This window comes from Mesorhizobium sp. P2_H9 (assembly GCF_056403215.1).
In genome coordinates this window covers 1-23,548 of the sequence record NZ_JBFUFX010000004.1, presented here as the reverse complement: position 1 = coordinate 23,548, position 23,548 = coordinate 1, and the positions used below count along the sequence as shown (strand labels likewise).

Here is a 23,548-nt window from a genome sequence, read left to right as displayed (position 1 = left end):
CACCGTGAGACCTTGCCTGACCCGGCGCGCCATGCTTGGCTGTGCCGACCGTCATGATGACTTAACTGCAAGGGGAACAAGAATGCGGATTTCGAGATGGATCCTATCGGCGGCAAGCGCCGCCATGTTGGTCATTGCTGCCGGCTCCTTTTCGGCACAGGCCGCGGAGAAACTGAAGATCGGCACCGAGGGTGCCTATCCGCCGTTCAACACCATCACGCCGGACGGCAAGGTCGTCGGCTTCGACATCGACATCGCCGATGCGCTTTGCGCGCAGATGAAGGTCGAGTGCGAGATCGTCACGCAGGACTGGGACGGCATCATTCCTGCCCTCCAGGCCAAGAAGTTCGACGCCATCATCGCCTCGATGAGCATCACCGAGGAACGCAAGAAACAGGTCGCCTTCACCAACAAATATTACACCACGCCGCTTGCCATGGTGGCCCTGAAGGACAGCGAGCTCACCTCGACTGAAGCGGCGGCACTTGCCGGCAAGACGGTGGGCGCCCAAGCGTCGACCACCCAGGCCGATTATGCCCAGGACGTCTATGGCAAGGCCGGCGCCGAGGCCAAGCTCTATCCGACCCAGGAAGAAGCGATCACCGATCTGACCAACGGCCGCCTCGATGCCGTCATCTCGGACAAGTTCGTGCTGGTCGACTGGATGAAGAAGGCGAGCAACGGCTGCTGCAAGATGATCGGCGACATCAAGGGCACCGAGACGCAGGCCGGCATCGCGGTTCGCCTGGAAGACACAGAGCTTCGCGACAAGCTCAACGCCGCCATCGACGCCATCGTCGCCGACGGCACCTACAAGAAGATCCAGGCAAAGTATTTCGACTTCGATATTTATTGAGGTTGCAGCTGCCAATCTCCCCCCTCGTGGGGGAGATGCCCGGCAGGGCAGAGGGGGGCGCGAAGGATCGCCGACCTTGCACCATTTGGCCAGCCGAGAACAGTTGAAGGCGAAGTTATTCGATTGAGACGTTGGAGGGACAGCGCCCCCTCTGGCCTGCCGGCCATCTCCCCCACGAGGGGGGAGATTACGCTGTCACAACGCCTTCACCGCCACCTTCACCGGCTGCTCGATTTCGAGCGGGTTGCGCAGCGGCAGGCCGAAATCCTTGGCTTCGATTTCGAACGTGTCGCCGGCCTCGGTCCTGATACCGTCGGCAAACGAAAGCGTCGCCGTGCCGAACATGTGCACATGCACGTCGCCCGGCTGGCGGAAGGCCGAATATTTGAAATGGTGATGTTCGAGATTGGCGATGGTGTGCGACATGTTCGCCTCGCCCGACAGGAACGGCTTTTCCCAAAGCACCTTGCCGTCGCGAACGATGCGCGAGGCGCCTCGGATGTCGGACGGCAGGTCGCCGATCAGGATCTCCGGTCCGAATGAGGCGTTGCGCAGCTTGGAATGCGCCAGGAACAGATAGTTGACGCGCTCGGTGACGTGGTCGGAAAACTCGTTCGACAGCGTGAAGCCGACGCGGAACGGCGCGCCGTCATCGCCAATGACATAGATGCCGGCGACTTCCGGCTCCTCGCCGGCGTCCTGCGCGAAAGCCGGCGACATGAGTGGCGCACCCGGCGCCACCGCCATGGTGCCGTTGCCCTTGTAGAACCATTCCGGCTGCACGCCGGTCTGGCCTTTCGCCGGCTTGCCGCCTTCCAGCCCCATGCGGAACATCTTCATCGAATCGGTGAGCTGCTCCTCGCCGTCGGTGCTGAGCTTCTTGTGCATGGAATCGCGCGTTGCCGCAGAGCCCAGATGCGTCAGCCCGGTGCCGGTGAGATGCAGATGCGCGGGATCGGGATGATTGATCGGCGACAGCAGTCGCCCCTTTTTGTAGGCGGCGTCGAGATCGACGGTCTCGCCGAAGCCCTTGCGCTCGATCAGGGCAACGAGCCCGGTGCCGGTGCGGGCGGCTTCCGTCGCCAGCGAATAGACGCTGCGGGCGCCATTGATGATCCGGGTCTTGCCGCCATTGCGGGCGACGACGCGGATCGTCTCGGCGTCGTCGAGGATCTGGGAGATCAGCATGATGTACCCTCTCTCAATTGCTTGGCTCGGTTGCCGCTTTGACAAACCTTACCCAGCGCGGCGCGGACCTGTCCGTGCCACGGGTTAAAACTCTTCGTCCGGATTGCGCTCGCGAACCTGGTCCTTCACCGGACTTCTTTGCACTGCCCGGCAGCGCCGCGATGTGACCCGTATGCCGTCCTGGTTTCCGTTCCCGGTCTAACCTTTGTTCTTGTTGTAGACGTCGAAGACCACGGCGCCGAGCAGCACCAGGCCTTTGACCACCTGCTGCCAGTCGACATTGACGCCCATGATCGACATGCCGTTGTTCATCACGCCCATGATGAAGCCGCCGACCACCGCGCCGATCACCTGGCCGACGCCGCCCATGGCCGAGGCGCCGCCGATGAACACCGCGGCGATGACGTCGAGCTCGCTGCCGAGGCCCGCCGCCGGCACGGCCTGTCCGAGCCGCGCTGCAATGATCAGGCCGCCAAGCGCCGACAGAACGCCCATGTTGACGAACACCATCAGGGTCAGCCGCTCGGTCTTGATGCCCGACAGTTGCGCCGCCTTGGCATTGCCGCCCATGGCGTAGATGCGGCGGCCGATGGTCATGCGTTTGGTGACGAAGACGAACAGCGCGATCAGCGCGCCCATCACCATGAGTACGATCGGCAGGCCCCTGTAGCTGGCGAACTGGTAGACCAGGAACAGCGCCAGCGCGCTGGTCACCAGGGTCTTGATGACAAACAGCGTAAAGGGCTCGGCTTCATAGCCATGCGCTTCGCGGGTACGCCGTGCCTTGAGCCCGAAATAGGCGTAGGCGAGCACGGCGACGATGCCGATCAGGATCGTCGTCATGTGCAGGGTCATGCCGCTGCCCAGAATGGTCTTGCCGGCGGCGTTCACCGTCGGCGGGATCAGCGTCAAGGGGCCGATCACATCCGGAATGAAGCCGGAGCTGAGCGCCTTGAAGCCGTCTGGAAGCGGCCCCACCGAAGACCCGCCACCCAGCAGCGCCTGGCAGATGCCGCGAAAGATCAGCATTCCCGCCAGCGTGACGATGAAACTCGGTATTCGGTGATAGGCAATCCAATAGCCTTGGGCCGCGCCGATGCCGCCGCCGATGATGAGGCAGATGATCGACACCACCAGCGGGTTGCTGAAGGGTCCGAGAGGCCAGATCACCATCATCATCGCCGCCAGCGCACCGATAAAACCGGCAACGGAGCCGACGCTGAGGTCGATATGGCCGGAGACGATGACCAAGAGCATGCCCAGCGCCATCACGATGATGAACGAGTTCTGCTGCACCAGATTGCTCAGGTTCACCGGTTTGAAGAGTGTGCCGGAGGTGGTGAACTGGAAGAACACCATGATGGCGATCAGCGCCAGGATCAGGCCGTAGTCGCGCAGATTGGTGATCAGCGCCGAGACGGCAACGCGCGGCCCCGGTTGTACATCTTCGGCGACGCCGCTTTTCGGCGCGGGAGCGCTTTCTGTGGTCATGATGGCTTTCCTTCTCCCCGAACGATGGCGCGCATGATCTTTTCCTGGCTGGCGTCGCTCGCCGCCATTTCTCCAACCATGCGCCCTTCATTCATGACGTAGATGCGGTCCGTGATGCCGAGCAGTTCAGGCATCTCCGACGAGATGACGATGATCGCCTTACCCTCGGAGGCGAGGCGGGCGATGATGGTGTAGATTTCGTACTTGGCCCCGACGTCGATGCCGCGCGTCGGCTCGTCGAGGATCAGCACTTCCGGATTGGCGAACAGCCACTTCGACAGCACCACCTTCTGTTGATTGCCGCCCGACAGATTGCCGGTCATTTGATAGACGCTGGACGAGCGGATGTTGGTCTTGGCCTTGTAGTCGTTGGCGACGGCCAGTTCGCGCAAATCGTCGATCACCGCGTGGCGCGACACGCCGCCAAGGTTGGCCAGCGTGATGTTGTGCTTGATGTGGTCGATCAGGTTGAGACCGTAGGTCTTGCGGTCCTCGGTAACGTAGGCAATGCCATGGGCCACCGCCTTGCTGACCGAGGAGACATCGATCGGCTTGCCGTTGAGGAGCACCTCACCGGTGATACGGCGGCCATAGGAGCGGCCGAACAGGCTCATCGCGAATTCTGTACGTCCCGCGCCCATCAGCCCGGCGATACCCACCACCTCGCCCTTGCGGACGTTGAGATCGATGCCCTTGATCACCTGCCGCTCGGCATGGATCGGATGATAGACCGACCAGTTCTTCACCTGCAGCACGACCTCGCCGATCTTCGGCTCGCGCGGCGGATAACGGTCATCGAGCGAGCGCCCGACCATCGAGGTGATGATGCGGTCTTCGGAGATGTCTTTCTTGGCAAGCGTCTCGATGGTCCGCCCGTCGCGGATGACCGTAACCTTGTCGGCGACCCGGTTCACTTCGTTGAGCTTGTGCGAGATCAGGATCGAGGTCATGCCTTGCCGCTTGAACTCGAGCAGCAGATCGAGCAGCGCCTGGCTGTCCTTTTCGGACAGGCTCGCCGTCGGCTCGTCGAGGATCAGCAGCTTGACTTCCTTGCTGAGCGCCTTGGCGATCTCGACAAGCTGCTGCTTGCCGACGCCGATATTGGTGATCAGCGTCTTGGGGTCCTCCTTGAGGCCCACCTTCTTCAGCAAGGCGCTGGTGCGCGTCTCGTTGGCATTCCAGTCGATGACGCCGAATTTGGCGTGTTCGTTGCCAAGGAAAATGTTTTCGGCGATCGACAGCATCGGCACCAGCGCAAGTTCCTGGTGGATGATGACGATACCCTTGTGTTCGCTATCGTGAATGCCTTTGAAATGGCATTCCTCGCCGCGATAGACGATCGCGCCGTCATAGGTGCCAGAGGCATAGACGCCCGACAGCACCTTCATCAGCGTCGATTTGCCGGCGCCGTTCTCGCCGACCACGGCATGGATCTCGCCCTCCTCGACGCTGAGGTTGACGTTCGACAGCGCCTTCACGCCGGGGAACGTCTTGGTGATGTCGCGCATCTCCAAAATCGTCGAGGCCATCAGGAATACCGCTCCTCCCAGGTCCGGACCAATGCCGGCGGGCTAGTATGCGAATTTTGGATTCGCCGCGCTAGCAAAAAGGGGCCCCGCTGTACGCGGGACCCCAGGCTTTGTAACCGAAATTACTTCAGGTCTTCGGCCTTGATGTAGCCGGAGTCGACAACCAGCGCCTGGTAGTTCGACTTGTCGACATCATGCGGCGTCAAAAGGATCGAAGGAACGACCTTGACGTCGTTGTTGTAGGTCTTTTCATCGAGACCGTCCGGCTTGCCGCCCGAGAGCACCTTGTCGACGAGTTCGACAGTGGCCTTGGCCAGTTCGCGGGTGTCCTTGAACACGGTCGAGTACTGCTCGCCTGAGATGATCAGCTTGACCGAGGCGGTCTCGGCGTCCTGGCCGGTCACGATCGGCCAGGGCTGGGCGTCCGTGCCATAGCCGACAGCGCGCAGCGAGGCAGTGATGCCGCGCGAGAGGCCGTCATAGGGCGACAGAACGCCATCGACGCGGCTGCCGTCCGAATAGTTGGCCGACAGGAGGTTGTCCATGCGCGCCTGGGCGGTGGCGGCGAGCCAACGCAGCGTGCCGACCTTATCCATGCCGGTCTGGCCGGACTTGATCTTGATCGAGCCGTCATCGATCAGCGGCTGCAGGACGGAGATCGCGCCATTGTAGAAGAAGAAGGCGTTGTTGTCGTCCGGCGAGCCGCCGAACAGTTCGACGTTCCACGGCTTGGTGTTCGGGAAACGCTCCTTGAGGCCCTTGACCAGCGAGTTGGCCTGGATGACGCCGACGCCGAAATTGTCGAAGGTTGTGTAGTAGTCGACATTGGCGGTCTTCTTGATCAGGCGGTCATAGGCGACGACGACGACACCGGCGTCAGCGGCCTTCTGCAGCGCATCCGACAGGGTGGTGCCGTCGATCGAGGCGATGATCAGCGCCTTCGGGCCTTTGGTGATTTCGTTTTCCAGCTGGCTGAGCTGGTTGGGGATGTCGTCCTGCGCGTACTGCAGGTCGACGGTGTAGCCGAGAGCCTCGAGCTGAGACTTGACGGCGTCGCCGTCGTTGATCCAGCGCTGCGAGGTCTTGGTCGGCATCAGCACGCCGATAAGACCCTTGTCGGCTGCGTGCGCCGAGTAGGTCATGGCAGCAATGCCAAGGGCCGCGACGGCGGCCAGTGTCTTGATGATTTTCACTTAACTCTCCCTGGTTGATGGACGCGGCACCCCGGGGCTTCGCGGGCCGCGCAGTCGAGCGGAAGCGCAAACGCGCCACCGCCGGCATGTCGATCTCTGGTATTCCTCCCAATCGTCCCGAGACGCTGATTTCAATCGATACGATTTTGCTCGTCACCGACCGTCAAGTCTCAGGACGCGCCCAAAGTGTGTCCCTTTGCCATAACTGTCAAATGCGATCTTTGACAGTTGCTATATCGAAACTGATATATATTAGACGCAGTTGAAGGCATGGCCGGACTGCCGGCTGGCTGCGAGTGGAAAGCAGGGAAAAAGTTATGGCGGCGTTGCGAAATTCCGTTGGAATCTCAAATGGTTATGACGAGATTCCGGGCAGCAGCGAAACCCTTTTGCGCAGCGGGCTCAGCCTGCGCCATATGCGTATGATCGTGGCGCTCGACGACCACGGCCGCGTGAGTGCTGCGGCGCAAGTGATGAACATCTCGCAGCCGGCGGCGTCACGCATGATCGCCGAGATGGAAGCCGTGCTCGACGTCAAGCTGTGCGAGAGGCTGCCCCGCGGCATCACGCTGACCCCTTACGGCAAGGCGCTGGCCAGACGCGCCCGCTCGATCCTGCTCGAGATGCGCGAGGCCGACCGCGAGATCTCCGAGCTCAAGGCGGGCAAGGGCGGCGCGGTGTTCCTGGGCGCCGTGACCGCGCCGGCGATCGAGCTGGCGGTGCCGGCGATCCGCGAAATCCGCCGCATCTATCCGCGCATCGAGATCACCATGCAGGTCGAGACCTCCAATGTACTGGCGCGCGAACTGATCTCCACGCGCCATGATTTCATCATCGCCCGCATTCCCGACGATCTCAATCCGCGGCTGTTCGAGTCGCGCGTCATCGGCGTCGAAAAAGCCTGCCTGATCGTGCGCCGCGGCCACCCGCTGAGCAAGGGCAAGGCGGTGCGGCTGGAGGACACCGCCGCCTATGACTGGGTGTTTCAGTCGGGCGGCTCGCCGCTGCGCCAGGCGATGGAAAGCAATTTCTTGAACCGCAACATCGCGCTGCCGGACCGCATCCTCAACACCAGCTCGCTGCTGCTCACTTTGGTCATGGTCGCCCAGTCCGACGCCATCGCGCCGGTCTCGATCCAGGTGGCGAAATTCATCCAGAGCCCGGATGGGCTGGCCGGCGCCATCGATGTCGTCCAGACCGAGTTCGACATCGAGGTCAGACCCTACAGCCTGATCACGGTGAAGAACCGCGTGCTGTCGCCGGCGGCCAAGATGCTGCACGACTTCATTCTGCGGGAAGTTGGGTGATTGGAACGAGAAACGAAATCGCGCGTTCAATCCAACCGGCATTTCCGCTGGAGCCTGTTTGAGCCGGGGCGCGAGATTGCCGGTGGTCAAAAACCAGGGAGGTTTCGATGGAACGTCGCTTGTTTCTCACCGGAATGCTTGGCGTTGCGGGGATGGTCACGCTTGCTGTCGTAGCCAGGCCCGGCAAGGCGATTGCCGGTATTCCGGACGGCAACGGAATTCTCGATGAACTCGACAAACCGGATCCAGCGGTTTTCGAGGGAGATGATCAGGCCGAAGTGGATCTGGTCTCCCATCGCCGGCATCACCACCACCATCATCGGAGGCACGGCTGGAGAACGGTCTGCCGCCGCTATTGGCGCCACGGCCGGCGTCACGTCCGCTGCTGGCGCAGGCGCGTCTGGTTGAGCGTCTGGCTCTGAGAGCGCAATTGGAGCACCGGCCATCACAAGGTGGCCGGTGCTGCAGATATTAGACATGCAGGCTGAACCGTTCGTTGCTGTCCCTGACGTCAGCGTCGCCAGATGGCAAGTACGACATTGCGATTCTACGAGCAATTCAGCCGAAGGGTACCTCTCGAGCCGATGGGGACCTCTCGATGAGAGCTTCATCAATTCCTCATCGGGTCATTGCCTACGAAAATGATTTTTCCACGCGCTCAAATGCCGCGATTGCGTCGGTTGCAAAGACCGCGCTCGACATATATTGGCGCTGGCTACAATTCAAAGGCAGCCTGTTGTTAACCATCTCGATGTTAGCGTGGATGTCATGTGACGAGCGCGAGGTTAACAGCAATGCCCACCAATCTGCCGCTTGCATGGGTTGGATGGACGATGGCCATGGCGATTGGGTTCTTCGCCGTCCTGACGATGCTGCCCGCCAACGCGGAGACGGTGCGCGGCAATCCTGGTGGCCAGATCGTGACCTTCGCTTTGCACGTCGCCAAACTGCGCGCCGCCGACGAGCCGGTGCAATTTGACGGGGCGTGCGACAGCGCCTGCACGCTCTATCTGTCCCTGCCTGCCGAGCAGCTTTGCATTACCTCGCGCGCGTCCTTCGGCTTCCATCTGCCGTACGGCGTCGGCGCTCGGAAGAGCGCGGTCGCCGCCAACTACCTGCTCTCGCAATACCCCGATTGGGTGCGGCAGTGGATCGAGGAGCACGGCGGCCTGTCGCACAGCATAGTGCGAATGGGAGCCGACGAGGTGGCGATGCACCTTCCCGTATGCGCCGGGGCGCAGGCATAACCAGGGTCGCGATGCGCTGTTCGCGCTGGATCGGGTCGCAGACCAATGTGCGACCTGCGGCCGGGCGGTCGCCGGAAAACTCCATCTAAGTCATTTGATTTTGGAGCGGGTAGAGGGAATCGAACCCTCGCGTTCAGCTTGGGAAGCTGACAAGCTACCATTACATCATACCCGCGTCGGCCCTCGTTACCATGATGGCTGGGCTTCGGGCAATCGCAAAGCGGCCTGCACCGCGGGCCAGATTGTCCGCCGATACGGTTCTCAGCAGACTGGCGGCTTAGTTGTCGTCGCCGCCACTGTCGCCGCCGTCGTCGCTGCCGCCATCATCGCTGCCGCCGTCGTCACCACTGCCCGAATCGTCGCCATCGGAACTGTCGTCCGCGCCGTCATCACCAGCATCGGAAGGGTCTTCCGCGGCGGGAGCATCATTGTCATCGGCTCCCGCAGCGTCCGGCTGGTCACTCGGCTCCGTCGCCGAGTCGCTCGCGCCGTCGGTCGTCGCGTCCGCGTCCGAACTCTCATCGGTTGCCTCGCTCTTGGCCTCGGCGGTGAATTCTTCGGAAGATGCGGTTTCCTCGATGGTCGTCTCGGATGATTCGTAGCTTGCCGTCATTTCCTGGCTGTATTCGCTGTAGAACTCGGAATAGCTGAAGGCGGTGGCCACCGACCAGCTTGTCCATGTCGCAACGGTGACGACATCGATGACGGTTTCATAGGTGCTGAGCGTGATGGTGCCGGTGGAGTTGTAGGCCTTGCCGTCACGATAGGAATCGAGGCGGAAGTCGGATTTGCCTGCTTTTGCCCAGTAGTAGACCACCGTATCGACGTCGATTGGCTTGTGGATCTTGTGGCCGTGGACTTTGGTGATCACGTCGCCCGGCTTGATGCCCTGCTTTTCGCCGGTGCCGCCAGGCTTGACCGACAACACGAGAACACCTTTGGCGTGTGGCTCGAGTTTGAATTCTTTGCGCACAGTGTCGTTGATCGGCAGCAGAACCGCTTCTATCGCCCTGGAAATATAGGGTTCGGGCAATTTGACATCGCCCTTCAGTGCATAGGCGCTGGTCGAATAGGAGACAGGAATTGCAGCAAGATGCAGCGCCCAGGCCAGACTGAAAACTGCCTTGGAAAATTTTCCGCCACGTCGCTGAAGCATGTACCGTTCCTCTCCGGATAATTGAGACTGGGCTTATGTAGTTCCGGCAGCTCTACCATAGGAAAGCCTCGCTGGAGCCGGGTGTTTTGGCCTGTCCCGGACTATCTTTGATTGCTGGCTTGCACGCAAAAATCCCCCTCACTCAGCGCTGAACCGGCAGCTCGATCAGCACGCGGGCGCCGGGCCATCAATCGCAAAATATGCCGATCGCCCCCTCATGCCGGAGTGCGATCGTCGAGCAGCATCCCCCGTGCGGGGGATGCGCCGCATATGTGACGCCTCTACAGCGAACTGAGATGCGCTTCGATCGTTCCCGTTGGGGCACCGGCACGCGCGACCTGAAATCCGCCGCCACGGCCTTTTGGCCAGGGGCGGAGACCGGGACGCGCGGCCGGCAAGGCGCGCCGGAAGTCGTCAACGACGCGAAAACGTCGAGTTCCAACAAAGGCGTCGGAGTAGACGCCGTCACCAAGGGGATTTCATGCTTCGTCCATCCATTCTTGCTGCTTCGCTGGTCGTGACCTCTGCCGCTTTCGCTGCTGATGCGATACTGCCGATCGCCACCGAGCCAGTTGCGCCGCACATCTCCGGATATGGGGAATTGTATCTCGGCGGCCTGCAGCTTTCATTTTTCGGAGACGACGACAGTCTCCGGGCCGGCGGTGGCGCCGGGCGCGTGAATATTCCCTTCGCCGACAGCTGGAATGTCCAGATCGATGGCACTTATGATCGCATCTGGGAGGATGGCGACTACGTCGACGGGCTCGGCGGGGCCGTCCATGCCTACTACCGTGATCCGCAACGTTTCGCGGCTGGTTTGTTCGCGACCTACAAGCGCTACGGCAACAACTTCTCGGATGATGTCAGCGACTATACGGTCGGGCCGGAGGCGCAGGTCTATTTCGGCAATCTGACTCTCTATGGCCAGGCCTACTATGGCAAGTTCGATCTGGATTTCGACCATCCGACCGAGTGGGGAGCGCGAGCTGTTGCACGCTATTTCGTGCAGCCGAACCTGCGGCTCGACGGCGAAATCGCCTTCAACAGGTTCGACGCAGGATTTGCGAATTTCGACACGGTCAGCGTTGCGGCCCAGGCCATGTACCGTTTCGAGGGCACGCCATGGTCGCTGTTCGGCCGCTATCAATATGATCGGACTCCGATCCAATCCGAAGCCCTCACCACCAACAAGTACCTGATCGGCTTGCGCGCCAGCTTCGGCACCGGAACGCTGTTCGACGAAGATCGCAACGGAGCGACGATGGACACCTATAGGTCCAACTTCATCGCGCCCATCGGCGGAGCGAGCTAGGTTGCGTTGGCGCAGATCGAACCGTAGCGGCTAGCTTCACGACCCTTTCCCTGATGTCCATCGGGTGTCTGTCGCACCGCTGCTCGGGCGCCCGACTTGCTGCGAGCCAGCTAAGTCAGTATTTCTGGATCGGTGCCCGAATCCGGGCACCCAATCTGGAGACTGGCCTTGTCCGCATTGACGCGCTTTCTCGGCGACTCGCCGCTCAGGGTGATCCTGAAGCTGCTGGTGGTGTCGTTCCTCGTCGGCCTGGTCATGAACGCCTTCGGCTGGTCGCCGATGGACGTGTTCTACGGCATTCGGAAATTCTTCATCGATCTCTGGAACCTCGGCTTTCATGCCATCGACCGTTTCCTCGGCTATATTCTGCTGGGGGCGGCGATCGTTGTGCCGGCCTTCATCCTGTTGAGGATTGCCAGCTACCGCAAATGAGCTATCGCGCGTAGCCCGAAGCCACCTCGAACAGGATGGCGTGGCGCGCCGCAAGGGCCGCCACGTCCGTCGAATAGCCGCCGCCGATGACGCCGCAGACCGGAATGCCGAGCCCGCGAAAGTGGTGGATCACCATCTCGTCGCGAGCCCGCAGACCGTCATCGGACAGCGACAGCCGGCCAAGCCGGTCCTCGGCATGGACGTCGACCCCGGCATTGTAGAAAACCAGGTCCCAGCGCGCCTTGGCGCCGAGGTCCGGCAGGATGCCGCTCAGCCGCTCGAGATAGGCCGCATCGCCGATGCCGTCGGGCAGCGCGATGTCAAGGTCGGAAGCGATCTTGCGCACCGGGTAATTGCGTTCGCCATGCATGGAAAAGGTGAAGGCGCGTGGCTCATCCCTCAGAATATCCGCCGTGCCGTCGCCCTGATGCACATCGAGATCGACGATCAGGATTTTTTGCGCGGCACCCTCGGCGAGTAGCACCAGCGAGGCGACGGCCACGTCGTTGAAGGTGCAGAAGCCCGCGCCTTGCGCGCGCCGCGCATGATGGCTGCCGCCGGCGCTGTTGCAGGCAATGCCATTGAGCAATGCCAGCCGCGCCGCCAGCACCGTGCCGCCAGTGGCGAGTTGCGCGCGCAACGAAACACGCGAGCCGATGGGAAAGCCGATCTCGCGCTCGATCTTTTCGGGCACCGCGCAGGAGATCACCTGATCGACATAGTCGGCGGCGTGGGCAAGCTTCAGCCATGAGGACGGCGCCGGCTCGGGCATGTTGAGCGCGTCGGCCCCGGCCAGTCCGCGCGCAGCCAAGGCCTGCATCAGCAGCGGATACTTGCTCATCGGAAAGCGATGATTGACGGCAAAGCCGGCGTCATAGTCGGGGTGATGGACGATCTGCAAAGGCATGGATTGGGTTACGGCCGGTGCGCCAGAGGCGGGTTTCGGTTGACCATCAGCGGATGGATGGTTGCGCAGCGGGACGAAACTGGGGCACATCGGCGGCTCGATCAAGCCGCAATCAACAAGGCAACAAATCCTTGGACAAGGGTGCATCCCCAGCCGACGCCAGATATTTTGTCGTCACCAATCGCTCGGTGCTGGCCATCGCGGTGCCGATGACGCTGGCCTATCTGACGACGCCGCTGCTTGGCCTCGTCGACACGGCAGTGGTCGGCCAGTTCGGCGACGCGGCGCTGCTCGGCGGGCTGGCGGCCGGCTCGCTTGTTTTCGATGTTGTCTTCACCACCTTCAACTTCCTGCGCTCCGGCACCACCGGCCTCGTCGCCCAGGCTTTCGGGCGCGGCGACGAGCTGGAGGAACAGGCGGTGTTCTGGCGTGCCGTGCTGATCGCGGTTGTCGCCGGTGTCGTGCTGGCAGCCCTTGCGCCCCTGTTCGCCATCGCCGGCCAAAAATTCATGGGCGCCGAAGCGCGCGTCAGCGAGGCGATGGCCGTCTATATCAGGATCAGGCTGCTCGCCGCACCCTTCTCGCTGATCAACTACGCCATCCTTGGCTATGTCCTGGGGCGCGGCGAGGGCGGGCTTGGGCTAATGCTGCAGCTGGTGCTCAACGGCATCAACATCGCGCTCTGCTTCATGCTTGGGCTGAAACTCGGCTGGGGCGTTGCCGGCGTCGCCTGGGCGACCGTCACCGGCGAGTTCCTGGCCATGCTGCTTGGGCTGGCGATCGTCGGCAGGCGGTTCTGGAAAGCGCCCCGGCTGCCGCGCCATCGCGTCCTCGACATGCCGGCATTCCTGCACATGCTGTCGCTCAACCGCGACATCATGATCCGCTCGTTTTCGCTGCTCGCCGCTTTCGCGCTGTTCACCCGCCAGGGCGCGCAGTTCGGCACGGTGACGCTGGCCGCCAACGCCGTGCTGATGAACTTCTTCCTCGTTGCCGGCTATTTCCTCGATGGTTTCGCCACCGCTGCCGAACAGCTCACGGGACGTGCCGTTGGCGCGCGCGCGGCCGCGCCCTTCCGGCAAGCGGTGCGGCTGACCCTGTTCTGGGGCTTTGGGCTGGCCGGTGCCGCGACGCTCGTGCTTTTGCTGGGCGGCACCGATCTGGTCGCCGTGATCACGACCTCGCAAGACGTTCGCGCCATTGCCGACATCTATCTGCCCTGGGCGGCGTTCACCGCGCTCAGCGGCGTGCTGGCGTTCCAGATGGACGGCGTCTTCATCGGCGCCACCTGGTCAAGCGACATGCGCAATATGATGCTGTTGTCTTTCCTCGCCTTCAGCGCCGCATTGCTGACGCTGGCGCCCGCCTTCGGCAATGACGGCCTGTGGGCGTCGCTGCACGTCTTCCTGCTGGTGCGCGGTTTCAGCCTGCTGGCGATTCTGCGGCTCAGGGTGCGCACGGCGTTCTAAAGCGACTTGGTCGCCCAGTGCCCGAGCCTGATATCGCGTAACGCGCTGATCGACGAAAGCCGTTCCTTGTCGGCGAAACGGGCCATGCCTTCGAGAATGCGCCCCGGCAGCGCCGGCCCGGCATAGATCATGCCGGTGTAGAGCTGGACGAGATCGGCGCCGGCGCGGATTTTCTCCAGCGCCGTCTCAGCGGAATCGACGCCGCCGACGCCGATGATGGCGCGGTTCGGACCAAGCAGTTTGCGCATCCTGGCCAGCACGATGGTCGAGCGCTCGAACAGCGGCTTTCCTGAGAGTCCGCCGGTTTCGCCTGATACAGCGCCGCTGCGCAGGCCAAGTCGCGCAATGGTGGTGTTGGAGACGATGACGCCGTCTATCTGTTTCTCGGTGACCTCGGCAGCGATGTCCTCCAGTTCGGCCTCGACCAAATCAGGTGCGATCTTCAGGAAGATCGGTGGCTTGACTGATGCTGCCGCACGCGCGGCGATGACCCGGGACAGAAGGTCGCCGAGCTGCTCGCGTGCCTGCATGGTGCGCAGGCCCGGCGTGTTCGGCGAGGAAATGTTGACGGTGAGATAGCTGGCATATCTGGCAAACCGGGCGACACCGCGCTCGTAGTCGCCTATCCGGTCGGCGCTGTCCTTGTTGGCGCCGATGTTGACGCCAACGATGCCGCTTCGGCCCTTGCGGGCGGCAAGGCGTTTTTCGGCGGCTTCATGGCCCTCATTGTTGAAGCCCAGCCGGTTGATCACGGCGTCGTCCTGGGTCAGCCGGAAAATGCGCGGCTTCGGGTTGCCCGCCTGCGGCAGCGGTGTGATCGTGCCGACCTCGGCGAAGCCGAAGCCGAGGCCAAGCAGCGCGTCCGGCACCTCGGCATTCTTGTCGTAGCCGGCCGCCATGCCAAGCGGGTTCGGAAAATCGAGACCGCAGACCGTCACCTTCAGCCTGATATCGCGCACGGGGCGTCCGGCCACCGGCAGTCCGCACCGCAGCGCCGCGATCGACAGGCCATGCGCGGTTTCCGGGTCAAAATTGAAAAGCAGTTTCTGGCCGAGTCGGTCAAGCACGCTCATTCGGCCTCCAGTGCCGGGAACTGGTGGGCGCCGTCGGCGCCAAGCGGCAGGGGTCGAACCCACAGCACGGCCTTGAGGTCGAGCGGAGCATAGAGATGCGGGAACAGCGCGCCACCGCGCGAGACTTCGTATCTCAACGCATCGCCGAGGCTGGTCCCGTCGATGGCGACCAGCAGCAGCCCGGTCTGGCCGGCAAAGTGCTTTGCCGCCGTCTCCTTGACCTGCCCGGCGGTGGAGAAATGGATGAAGCCGTCGGCGACATCGATCGGCGCACCGATGAAGCGGCCGTTTGTTTCGGCCTCGCGCCACAGCGCTTCAGGGGTTATCTTGTAGATAAACTGAGACATGGTTGCGCTATAGTCCGAACCAATCAGGCGGGGAAGGGCACTCCTGAACTCTTCCCCATTTCCGGCGCAAACATGCGCTATATTGCGTTCACTTGCCCATGGAGGACAACATGCGTCTGCAGCACGTCTTGATCCCCGCAGCACTGGTCTCGCTGGTTGCGGCATCAGCCTTTTCCGAGGAAACCGATCGCTACCGGCTGGAAAAGTCGGCCAACGGCTATGTCCGCATGGACACGCAGACCGGGGCCATGTCGATTTGCGAGGAACGCACCGGCCAGCTCGTCTGCAAGATGGCGGCCGACGAACGCGCCGCCTTCCAGGACGAGGTCGACCGTCTGCAGACCTCGATGAAGGCGATGGACGAGCGTGTCACCAAACTCGAAAATTCGTTGTCGGCCCGCCTCGAATCGAAACTGCCCAGCGAAGAGGATTTCGACAAGACGATGAGCTATATGGAGCGCTTCCTGCGCGGCTTCATGGGCATCGTCAAGGATATGGAGAAGGACAATGGCGACGGCGCCCAGCTCAGTCCGCAAAAGACCTGAGCGCCGCCAGACAAAATCGCCGAATGGCGATTTGTTCGGGAAAAATCCGTGCACGGGCTTTGCCGCTTGAAAACAGTTGGTAACACCGCATAATCGTTCGACTGATCCCGCAAAAGCAGAAAACCATCAATGGGATTCGGGGAGGGATATTTGCCGTCGGGCTACACTTTCGTCATCGCCGACGACCATCCGCTTTTTCGCGGCGCCTTGAGAGAGGCACTTGCCGGCATCGGCAACGTTGCCGCCATTCACGAGGCCGGCGATTTCGAGAGCGCCAAGGCGCTGGTCGTGGCCAATGAGGATGTCGATCTGGTGCTGCTCGATTTGTCGATGCCCGGTGCCAGCGGCCTCTCCGGGCTGATCTCGTTGCGCGGCGTCCATCCGGCAGTGCCGCTGGTGGTGATTTCCGCGCATGACGACCCGGTGACCATTCGGCGTGCGCTCGACCTTGGCGCCTCCGGCTTCATCTCCAAATCGGCCAGCATGGAGGAAATCCGCGGCGCCGTGCAGTCGGTGCTCGCCGGCGATATCGCCGCCCCCATCGGCATCGATCTCGGCGTCGAGCGCGACCCCGAGATTTCCGACCTGATCAAGCGGCTGCAGGCGCTGACGCCGCAGCAGACGCGGGTGCTCGGCATGCTGGCGGAAGGCCTGCTCAACAAGCAGATCGCCTATGAACTCAGCGTCTCCGAGGCGACGATCAAGGCGCATGTCTCGGCGATCCTGCAGAAGCTGGGCGTCGACAGCCGCACCCAGGCGGTGATCCTTTTGTCCAAGATCGGCAGCGACCCGCTGCAAGCGACCAGCTGACAGCGGCTTCTGCGGTCAATCTACTCCGCCGCCGACGCCAGCGGCCTGACTCTGGCCATCATCGAGCGCAGCACGGCCGGTTTCAGCGGCTTGTTGATCACCGGCACGTCGAGCCTTTCGGCGGCGGTGCGCACTTCGTTTGAGCGGTCGGCGGTGACCAACACCGCTGGCATGCCCTCGCCATAGACGGTGCGCAGCTTCCTGATCACGCTGAGCCCGGTCTCGCCGTCCAGATGATAGTCGGCCAGCACGATGTCCGGACGGCGGATGTCCGCTGCTTCGAAATCCTTCGATCCGGAAACCGTGTCGACGCTGCAGCCCCAGCCTTCGAGCAGAAGCCGCATGCCGTCGAGAATGCGGGCGTCATTGTCGATGCACAGCACCTGCAGGCCGGCAAGCGAAGCGGTGGCGCGGGAAGGCGCCCTGGTTTCGGCCTCGCGTTGCGGCGCCTGCACCGCCACCACGGGCAGCAGGACGGAAAACCGCGTGCCTTTTCCGAGGTTCGAAAAGATGCGGATTTCAAGCCGCAGCACCCGGGCGATGCGGTCGACGATGGAGAGGCCGAGGCCGAGGCCTTCGGCCTCGCGCGCGCCCTCGTCGAGCCGGGTGAATTCGTGAAACACCGTGTTCAGCTTGTCGCCGGCAATGCCGATCCCGGTGTCGATCACCTGGATTTCGGCCAGCTCGCCGCGCCGCCGCACGCCGACCAGGATGCGGCCGTGGCGGGTGTATTTGATGGCGTTGGAGACCAGGTTCTGGATCAGGCGGCGCAAGAGATTGCGGTCGGTCATCACGCTCAGCGACGACGGCATGATGGTCAGTTCGAGCTTCTTTTCGGCGGCGAGCGGCTGGAAGTCGTTGCCGATCTGGCTGAGCAGTCCGTCCAGGCGGAAGGCGCTGTCGTCAGGTTTCATCGCGCCGGCGTCGAGGCGGGAAATGTCGAGCACCGCGCCCAGAATGGTCTCGACCGATTCCAGCGAGGATTCGATATTGACCGCCGCCTTGCCCGCCGCCCCCTTGCCGGCCTTTTCGATCAGCGACGAGCAATAGAGCCGGGCGGCGTTCAACGGCTGCAGGATGTCGTGGCCGGCGGCGGCAAGAAAGCGCGTCTTGCCGAGATTGGCCTCCTCGGCCAGCATTTGCGCCTGCGCCAGTTCCTCATTGACGCGGGTCAGCTCCTCGTTGACCCTAGTCAGCTCGATGGTGCGGGTCTTGACGCGCTGCTCCAGCGATTCATTGGCGCGTTTGAGCGCCAGATCCTGTTCGACGCGCCCGGAAATGTCGGCATAGGTGGCAACCAAGCCGCCGTCGGGCATCGGGTTGGAGCGCAACTCCAGGATACGGCCGCTGGTCTTCAATTCCATCTGCCACGGGCTGACGAAACTGGTCAGGCGGTTGAGCATCGCCACCCGCTGCTCGGCTGGAATGTCGCCGCGCTCGGCAAGGTGGTGCAGGATGCGGTCGAGCGAGACGCCGACCTGGCCCATCTCGTCGGGCAGGTCGAACAGCGCCCGGTACTGGCGGTTCCAGCAGATCAGGCGGAAATCCCGGTCGAAGACGGTGATGCCCTGCTCCATCTGGTCGAGCGCGATCTGCAGCAGGTCGCGATTGTGCTGCAGCGCCTCGGTGGCGTCGTCGAGCAGGCGGAAGGCATCCTTGGATTCGCGGTCGTTGCGCCGAAACAGCAAGGACAGGATCAGCCGCGCCGAAGACGAGCCGACGGCACTGGCCAGCAGCTGTTCGGAGAAGCGGATGACGTCCATGCTGGCCTGCTCGTTGCCATACAGCGACGTGCTGCTGCTCTTTTCGAACGACTGAAACGAGCGTTCGGTGCGTTCGACGCCGAGATAGCGTGAGATCGTGTCCTTGAGGTCGTTGACGGTGATGGCGGTGCGGAAGCGGCGCAGGCTTGGCATCGGGCCAGACTCGCGCGGCACGAAGATCGACGCCTGGATGCGTTCCAGCGGCACAGAAGCACGTGACAACGAGCCGAACACGAAGAACACGGTGTTGATCGACAGGCTCCACAACACGCCATGATTCAGCGGTTCGGCGACGGTGCCGAACAGCGCCTGCGGCCGCAGCGCCTCGAAGCCGAAGAGCCCCTGCACGATGATGTCGGCATCGGGTGCGACGAGCGAAGGCAAAAGCAGCGTGTAGCCCCAGACGGCGATGCCGGCGACCATGCCAAGTGCAGCACCCCTGCCATTGGCGCCGCGCCAGATCAGCCCGCCGATCAATGCCGGCGCGAACTGCGCGATTGCCGCGAAGGACATCAGGCCGATGGAGGACAGTCGCGCGCTGTTGGTGCTCTGGCGGTAGTAGAGGAAGGCAATGAACAGCAGAATGAAGATCGCCCCGCGCCGCACATTGAGGATCAGCGTCGACCAGTCCTCGCTTTCGGAGGTCGTGGTCTTGAGCAGCCGGCGCACGAACAGCGGGATGACGAGGTCGTTGGAGATCATGATCGACAGCGCAACGCTTTCGACGATCACCATGGCGGTTGCCGCCGACAGGCCACCGATGAAGGCCGCCATGGCCAGCACGTCGTGGCCGCTGAACAAGGGCAGCGACAGCACGTAGAGGTCGCTGCTGGTCCTGGTGCCGACCAGTGACAGGCCGGCGAGCGCGATCGGCAGCACGAACAGGTTGATCGCCACCAAATAGAGCGGAAACACCCATGTCGCGGTGCGCAATTCGGCCTCGCCGCGGTTCTCGACGATGGTGACGTAGAACTGGCGCGGCAGCATGATGATGGCAAAGCCGCTGAGGCCGGTCAGCACCAGCCAGGTGGCGAGCGAGGTCGAGTAGCCCATCGCTTGCTGCACTTGCGGGTTCTGGGCGAGTTTGTCGAACATGTCGCCCGGCCCGCCATAGACCAGGAAGGTGACCATCAGGCCGATCGCCAGGAAGGCGGCGAGCTTGACCACCGTTTCGACCGCCACCGCCAGCACCAGCCCGTCCTGGTGCTCGGTGGCGTCGGCGTGGCGGGTGCCGAACAGCACCGCAAACAGCGCCAAAAGCATGGCGACGACCAGCGAGATGTCGCTGACGAACGGATCGAAGGAGGGTGGCGAGCCGGTATAGTGCTCGACCATCAGGCTGACCGAGCCGGAGATCGCCTTCAGCTGCAGCGCGATATAGGGCACCGCGCCGATGGTCGCAATCAGCGTGGCGATCGCCGAGACGGTGAAGCTCTTGCCATAGCGCGCGCCGAGGAAGTCGGCGATCGAGGTGATCTTCTCGGTCTTGGCCAGCTTGACGATGCGCTGCAGCAGCGGAAAACCGAACACGAACACCAGCACCGGACCGATATAGATGCCGAGGAATTCGAGGCCGCGCTCGGAGGAAAGACCGACCGAACCGAAGAAGGTCCACGAGGTGCAGTAGATGGCGAGGCTGAGCGCATAGATGAACGGGCGGGCGCGGCCAGGCCCCGTTGTCGTCGAACGCCGGTCGCCCAGGCTGGCGATGACGAACAGCAGCGTCACATAGGCGACCGCAATGATGACGATGAACCAGCCTTGCACGCCCCGGAAATCCTCCCTTGCCGGTTTTCCATCCGGCCAAGCCCTGGACGCAATCACAGCTTGGGGATCAAGTCCATCACGGCTTTCGGCGCATGCTGGCTGCGGTGTTTGGCGACGGCGACCGTGAAAACCGCTGATCTCTCCGCCTTTTGCGTCTGTTTCAACCGCAGGTTTTTGTTATGGTGCCGGCGGGTCGGTGCCGAAAGGTGCGGTTGGGACGGCTGCGCGGCCCGTCATGACAGGAGGGTCAAATGCTGAAAGAATTCCAGGAATTCATTTCCAAGGGCAATGTGATGGACTTGGCCGTCGGCGTCATCATCGGCGCAGCCTTTGGCAAGATCGTCGATTCTCTTGTCAACGACATCATCATGCCGATCATCGGAGCAATTCTCGGCGGGCTGGACTTCAACAACTATTTCTTTGGGCTCTCCTCAGCCGTCAACGCGACCTCGCTAGCCGAGGCCAAGAAGCAAGGCGCGGTCTTTGCCTATGGCAGCTTCGTCACCGTGGCGCTGAACTTCATCATCCTCGCTTTCATCATCTTCCTGATGGTCAAGGCCGTGAACAATCTGCGCAGGAGGCTGGAGCGCGAAAAGCCTGCTGCCCCGGCAGCTCCGCCGCCCGCCGACATCGCACTGCTCACCGAAATTCGCGATCTCCTCGCCAGGAAATAGCCCAAGGCAGATTTCTGGACCAAAACCCCGGTCGTTCGCGGCCGGGGTTTTCTGTTTTCGCATCTGATAAAACGCGCTAGCACTCGCCCGACACCAAAACGGACCTTTCCATGACCCTGATCGATAGCTTGCGCGCCGAGGCTCGGGCCGCGCCCGAAAGCGGCATTGTCGCCGTCGTCAACCACGGCCGCCTGCGCGAGGGACTGATCCCGCTCTGGGCTGGCGAGGGCGACCTGCCGACGCCTGCCTTCATCAGCGACGCCGCTGCCCGCGGACTGTCCGCCGGCGAGACCTTCTACACCTGGCAGAAGGGCATTCCGGAACTCAGGCAGGCGCTCGCCCGCTACTATGTCAGGCATTTCGGCAAGAGCTTTGCCGAGGAAGAGTTCATCGTGACCGCATCCGGCATGCACGCCATCCAGCTGGCGCTCGACGCGGTCGCCGGCCATGGCGACGAGGTCGTCTATCTGTCGCCGGCCTGGCCGAATCTCGCCGCCGCCGCTGGTGTAGCGGGCGCCGTGCCGGTTGCGGTCACGCTCGACCAGTCCGGCAATGGCTGGTCCTGCGACGTCGACAAAATAGCGGCGGCGATCACGCCGAGGACCAAGGCGCTGTTCATCAACACGCCGTCCAACCCGACCGGCTGGACCGCCGATCACCAGACGCTGCAGGCGATCCTCGATCTCGCCCGCGAAAAGGGCCTATGGCTCATTGCCGACGAGATCTATTCGCATTTCCACTACGGTCATGGCCGTGCGCCGTCCTTCCTCGACATTGCAACGGCGGAAGACCGCATCCTGTTCGTCAACAGCTTCTCCAAGAACTGGGCGATGACCGGCTGGCGTGTCGGTTGGATCAAGACCCATCCCGCTCTGCAGCAGGTATTCGAGAACCTCATCCAGTATTCGACCTCGGGCGTTGCCCAGTTCATGCAGCGCGGTGCCGTTGCGGCGCTGGACGGGGGCGACGCCTTCATCGTCGAACAGGTTGAGCGGGCAAGGGCAGCGCGTGACCTGGTCTGCGACATTCTCGGCGCCACCGGCAAGGCGCGGTTCACTGTGCCGCAAGGCGCGTTCTATCTGTTCTTCACGGTCGACGGCATCACCGATTCCCGAACTGCCGCCTTCGACATCGTTGACAATGCCAATGTCGGCCTGGCGCCCGGCACCGCGTTCGGCCCGGGCGGCGAGGCCTTCCTCAGGCTATGCTTCCACCGCCGCCTCGACCAGCTCGAGGAAGCCGCGCACCGGTTGGCAAAGTGGATGAAGACTGTTTGAACAGGCGGCCTTCAGCCGCCTGATTTGGGCACCAGCAGCGGAATGATGCGGTCGCTTTTGGCGACCGAGGGACGGCCTGCCGAACCATAGGGGATGCCGAGCGCGTCCCAGGTCTCGACCAGCGCATCCTGCAGCGACGCGATCAGTGCATCGGTGTGGAACGGCGTCGGCGTGATGCGCAGCCGCTCGGTGCCGCGTGGCACGGTCGGGTAGTTGATCGGCTGGATGTAGATGCCGTGCACGCCGAGCAGGCGGTCGCTGGCCATCTTGCAGAGCTCGGGATCGCCGACCAGCAGCGGCACGATATGCGTCGGMGACTCCAGCACCGGCAGGCCGGCGGCAGCAAGAACCTGCTTTGTCAGCGTCGCCTGGCGCAGTTGCGCGTCGCGCTCGACCTGCGAACGCTTCAGRTGGCGGATGGAGGTGGTGGCTGCAGCGGCAACGGCCGGCGGCAGCGCCGTGGTGAAGATGAAGCCCGGCGCATAGGAGCGCACCGCGTCGATCACCGCACTGGTGCCGGTGATGTAACCGCCGAGCGTACCGAACGCCTTGGCCAGCGTGCCCTCGATGATGTCGATGCGGTCGGCCAGGCCCTCGCGCTCGGTGATGCCGCCGCCGCGCGGTCCGTACATGCCGACGGCGTGAACCTCGTCGATATAGGTCATRGCGTTGTAGCGCTCGGCCAGCTCGACGATCTGCCGGATCGGCGCGATGTCGCCATCCATCGAATAGACGCTTTCGAAGACGATCAGCTTGGCGCGCTCGCGACCGGCCGCCTGCAGCAGGCTTTCGAGATGAGCGACGTCGTTGTGGCGGAAGATCTTCTTCTCGGCGCCCGAGCGCCGCACGCCTTCGATCATCGAAGCGTGGTTCAGCTCGTCCGAGATAATCAGGCAGTTGGGCAAAAGCCGCGCAATGGTCGAGATCGAGGCTTCGTTGGAGACGAAGCCGGAGGTGAAGACCAGGGCTGCTTCCTTGTCGTGCAGGTCGGCCAGTTCCAGCTCGAGCTCGACCAGCGGGTTGCTGGTGCCGGAAATGTTGCGGGTGCCGCCGGCGCCCGATCCCATCTTGCCGGCTGCGGCCTGGAATGCGGCGATGACGTCGGGATGCTGGCCCATGCCGAGATAGTCGTTGGAGCACCAGACGGTGATTTCCTCGGCGCGGCCGTTGGAGCGCGGCCGTTGGAACGCCAGATGGCACGGGGA

The 23,548-nt window shown here is 62.8% G+C and carries 21 protein-coding genes and 1 tRNA gene; 10 read left to right on the top strand and 12 right to left on the bottom strand.

Features of this window, described 5'->3' with window-relative positions; genetic code table 11:
* Positions 1-82: 82 nt before the first annotated feature.
* Positions 83-856, top strand: a complete 774-nt coding sequence (locus AC1DXN_RS08435) for an ABC transporter substrate-binding protein (protein WP_477241760.1) — start codon at positions 83-85, stop codon at positions 854-856.
* 195 nt (positions 857-1,051) lie between these two features.
* On the opposite strand, the gene araD1 is transcribed toward AC1DXN_RS08435, so the two are convergent.
* From araD1 to chvE, 4 genes are all read right to left on the bottom strand, one after another.
* Positions 1,052-2,044 (bottom strand): AraD1 family protein, encoded by a 993-nt coding sequence (gene araD1, locus AC1DXN_RS08430; protein WP_477275434.1) that lies wholly within the window; start codon positions 2,042-2,044, stop codon positions 1,052-1,054.
* A 198-nt stretch (positions 2,045-2,242) separates the two neighbouring features.
* Entirely contained in the window at positions 2,243-3,535 is a 1,293-nt protein-coding gene (mmsB, locus tag AC1DXN_RS08425; RefSeq protein WP_477241764.1) for a multiple monosaccharide ABC transporter permease, read from the bottom strand.
* Positions 3,532-5,064 (bottom strand): multiple monosaccharide ABC transporter ATP-binding protein, encoded by a 1,533-nt coding sequence (mmsA, locus tag AC1DXN_RS08420; RefSeq protein WP_477241766.1) that lies wholly within the window; start codon positions 5,062-5,064, stop codon positions 3,532-3,534. The genes mmsB and mmsA overlap by 4 nt, the downstream gene beginning before the upstream one ends.
* A 122-nt stretch (positions 5,065-5,186) precedes the next feature.
* Positions 5,187-6,257 (bottom strand): multiple monosaccharide ABC transporter substrate-binding protein, encoded by a 1,071-nt coding sequence (gene chvE / locus AC1DXN_RS08415; protein WP_477241768.1) that lies wholly within the window; start codon positions 6,255-6,257, stop codon positions 5,187-5,189.
* Between the two features lie 317 nt (positions 6,258-6,574).
* Between chvE and AC1DXN_RS08410 the strand changes: the two genes are divergently transcribed.
* The gene (locus AC1DXN_RS08410) at positions 6,575-7,564 is read left to right on the top strand and encodes a LysR family transcriptional regulator (RefSeq protein ID WP_477275432.1); all 990 of its coding nucleotides are present in this window, start codon (positions 6,575-6,577) and stop codon (positions 7,562-7,564) included.
* Between the two features lie 86 nt (positions 7,565-7,650).
* On the opposite strand, the gene AC1DXN_RS08405 is transcribed toward AC1DXN_RS08410, so the two are convergent.
* Positions 7,651-7,941, bottom strand: coding sequence for a hypothetical protein (locus AC1DXN_RS08405; protein WP_477275430.1), 291 nt, complete (start codon positions 7,939-7,941; stop codon positions 7,651-7,653).
* A 417-nt stretch (positions 7,942-8,358) separates the two neighbouring features.
* Between AC1DXN_RS08405 and AC1DXN_RS08400 the strand changes: the two genes are divergently transcribed.
* On the top strand, positions 8,359-8,811 hold the full coding sequence (locus AC1DXN_RS08400; protein ID WP_477275428.1) for a hypothetical protein: 453 nt from the start codon (positions 8,359-8,361) through the stop codon (positions 8,809-8,811).
* Positions 8,812-8,912: 101 nt separating this feature from the next.
* Here the strand turns inward: AC1DXN_RS08400 and AC1DXN_RS08395 are convergent.
* Positions 8,913-8,986 (bottom strand) — tRNA-Gly (locus tag AC1DXN_RS08395).
* A 102-nt stretch (positions 8,987-9,088) separates the two neighbouring features.
* Complete coding sequence (locus tag AC1DXN_RS08390; RefSeq protein WP_477275426.1) at positions 9,089-9,967, bottom strand: PDZ domain-containing protein; 879 nt, start codon at positions 9,965-9,967, stop codon at positions 9,089-9,091.
* A gap of 316 nt (positions 9,968-10,283) precedes the next feature.
* On the opposite strand from AC1DXN_RS08390, the gene AC1DXN_RS08385 reads away from it, so the two are divergent.
* Both AC1DXN_RS08385 and AC1DXN_RS08380 read left to right on the top strand, forming a co-directional pair.
* Positions 10,284-11,279, top strand: coding sequence for a hypothetical protein (locus tag AC1DXN_RS08385; RefSeq protein ID WP_477275424.1), 996 nt, complete (start codon positions 10,284-10,286; stop codon positions 11,277-11,279).
* 168 nt (positions 11,280-11,447) lie between these two features.
* Positions 11,448-11,711 (top strand): DUF6460 domain-containing protein, encoded by a 264-nt coding sequence (locus AC1DXN_RS08380; protein WP_477241780.1) that lies wholly within the window; start codon positions 11,448-11,450, stop codon positions 11,709-11,711.
* A gap of 1 nt (position 11,712) precedes the next feature.
* On the opposite strand, the gene AC1DXN_RS08375 is transcribed toward AC1DXN_RS08380, so the two are convergent.
* The gene (locus tag AC1DXN_RS08375) at positions 11,713-12,618 is read right to left on the bottom strand and encodes a histone deacetylase family protein (RefSeq protein ID WP_477275422.1); all 906 of its coding nucleotides are present in this window, start codon (positions 12,616-12,618) and stop codon (positions 11,713-11,715) included.
* Between the two features lie 131 nt (positions 12,619-12,749).
* Between AC1DXN_RS08375 and AC1DXN_RS08370 the strand changes: the two genes are divergently transcribed.
* Positions 12,750-14,087, top strand: a complete 1,338-nt coding sequence (locus AC1DXN_RS08370) for an MATE family efflux transporter (RefSeq protein ID WP_477275420.1) — start codon at positions 12,750-12,752, stop codon at positions 14,085-14,087.
* On the opposite strand, the gene AC1DXN_RS08365 is transcribed toward AC1DXN_RS08370, so the two are convergent.
* Together AC1DXN_RS08365 and AC1DXN_RS08360 are read right to left on the bottom strand one after the other, a co-directional pair.
* Entirely contained in the window at positions 14,084-15,160 is a 1,077-nt protein-coding gene (locus AC1DXN_RS08365) for a quinone-dependent dihydroorotate dehydrogenase (RefSeq protein WP_477275418.1), read from the bottom strand. The genes AC1DXN_RS08370 and AC1DXN_RS08365 overlap by 4 nt on opposite strands.
* A complete protein-coding gene (locus tag AC1DXN_RS08360; protein WP_477275416.1) occupies positions 15,157-15,507 on the bottom strand; it encodes a DUF952 domain-containing protein in 351 nt (116 codons plus the stop codon). Before AC1DXN_RS08360 ends, AC1DXN_RS08365 begins: the two co-directional genes overlap by 4 nt.
* A gap of 110 nt (positions 15,508-15,617) precedes the next feature.
* On the opposite strand from AC1DXN_RS08360, the gene AC1DXN_RS08355 reads away from it, so the two are divergent.
* Both AC1DXN_RS08355 and AC1DXN_RS08350 read left to right on the top strand, forming a co-directional pair.
* Entirely contained in the window at positions 15,618-16,052 is a 435-nt protein-coding gene (locus AC1DXN_RS08355; protein WP_477275414.1) for a hypothetical protein, read from the top strand.
* Positions 16,053-16,202: 150 nt separating this feature from the next.
* Positions 16,203-16,862 carry a response regulator transcription factor gene (locus AC1DXN_RS08350; RefSeq protein WP_477275412.1) on the top strand — a complete coding sequence of 220 codons (660 nt, stop codon included), beginning with the start codon at positions 16,203-16,205 and terminating at the stop codon, positions 16,860-16,862.
* A gap of 20 nt (positions 16,863-16,882) precedes the next feature.
* Here AC1DXN_RS08350 and AC1DXN_RS08345 read toward each other — a convergent pair whose 3' ends face one another.
* Positions 16,883-20,392 carry a PAS domain-containing hybrid sensor histidine kinase/response regulator gene (locus AC1DXN_RS08345; RefSeq protein ID WP_477275409.1) on the bottom strand — a complete coding sequence of 1,170 codons (3,510 nt, stop codon included), beginning with the start codon at positions 20,390-20,392 and terminating at the stop codon, positions 16,883-16,885.
* A 251-nt stretch (positions 20,393-20,643) separates the two neighbouring features.
* Between AC1DXN_RS08345 and mscL the strand changes: the two genes are divergently transcribed.
* Both mscL and AC1DXN_RS08335 read left to right on the top strand, forming a co-directional pair.
* Positions 20,644-21,066: a large conductance mechanosensitive channel protein MscL gene (gene mscL, locus AC1DXN_RS08340; protein WP_477275407.1), complete on the top strand. Its 423-nt coding sequence runs from the start codon at positions 20,644-20,646 to the stop codon at positions 21,064-21,066.
* 110 nt (positions 21,067-21,176) lie between these two features.
* Positions 21,177-22,343, top strand: coding sequence for a pyridoxal phosphate-dependent aminotransferase (locus AC1DXN_RS08335; RefSeq protein WP_477275405.1), 1,167 nt, complete (start codon positions 21,177-21,179; stop codon positions 22,341-22,343).
* Positions 22,344-22,354: 11 nt separating this feature from the next.
* On the opposite strand, the gene hemA is transcribed toward AC1DXN_RS08335, so the two are convergent.
* Positions 22,355-23,548: 5-aminolevulinate synthase (hemA, locus tag AC1DXN_RS08330; protein WP_477421520.1), on the bottom strand; the 1,194-nt coding region annotated here is incomplete at its 5' end.

What these genes read in the sequence shown, in the direction of transcription:
- AC1DXN_RS08435 (WP_477241760.1), top strand. Translation starts at nt 83, where the DNA reads ATGCGGATTTCGAGATGGATCCTATCGGCGGCAAGCGCCGCCATGTTG.
- AC1DXN_RS08335 (WP_477275405.1), top strand. Translation starts at nt 21,177, where the DNA reads ATGACCCTGATCGATAGCTTGCGCGCCGAGGCTCGGGCCGCGCCCGAA.
- araD1 (WP_477275434.1), bottom strand. Translation starts at nt 2,044, where the DNA reads ATGCTGATCTCCCAGATCCTCGACGACGCCGAGACGATCCGCGTCGTC.
- AC1DXN_RS08375 (WP_477275422.1), bottom strand. Translation starts at nt 12,618, where the DNA reads ATGCCTTTGCAGATCGTCCATCACCCCGACTATGACGCCGGCTTTGCC.
- mmsB (WP_477241764.1), bottom strand. Translation starts at nt 3,535, where the DNA reads ATGACCACAGAAAGCGCTCCCGCGCCGAAAAGCGGCGTCGCCGAAGAT.
- AC1DXN_RS08390 (WP_477275426.1), bottom strand. Translation starts at nt 9,967, where the DNA reads ATGCTTCAGCGACGTGGCGGAAAATTTTCCAAGGCAGTTTTCAGTCTG.
- AC1DXN_RS08355 (WP_477275414.1), top strand. Translation starts at nt 15,618, where the DNA reads ATGCGTCTGCAGCACGTCTTGATCCCCGCAGCACTGGTCTCGCTGGTT.
- mmsA (WP_477241766.1), bottom strand. Translation starts at nt 5,064, where the DNA reads ATGGCCTCGACGATTTTGGAGATGCGCGACATCACCAAGACGTTCCCC.
- AC1DXN_RS08360 (WP_477275416.1), bottom strand. Translation starts at nt 15,507, where the DNA reads ATGTCTCAGTTTATCTACAAGATAACCCCTGAAGCGCTGTGGCGCGAG.
- AC1DXN_RS08400 (WP_477275428.1), top strand. Translation starts at nt 8,359, where the DNA reads ATGCCCACCAATCTGCCGCTTGCATGGGTTGGATGGACGATGGCCATG.
- AC1DXN_RS08365 (WP_477275418.1), bottom strand. Translation starts at nt 15,160, where the DNA reads ATGAGCGTGCTTGACCGACTCGGCCAGAAACTGCTTTTCAATTTTGAC.
- mscL (WP_477275407.1), top strand. Translation starts at nt 20,644, where the DNA reads ATGCTGAAAGAATTCCAGGAATTCATTTCCAAGGGCAATGTGATGGAC.
- AC1DXN_RS08410 (WP_477275432.1), top strand. Translation starts at nt 6,575, where the DNA reads ATGGCGGCGTTGCGAAATTCCGTTGGAATCTCAAATGGTTATGACGAG.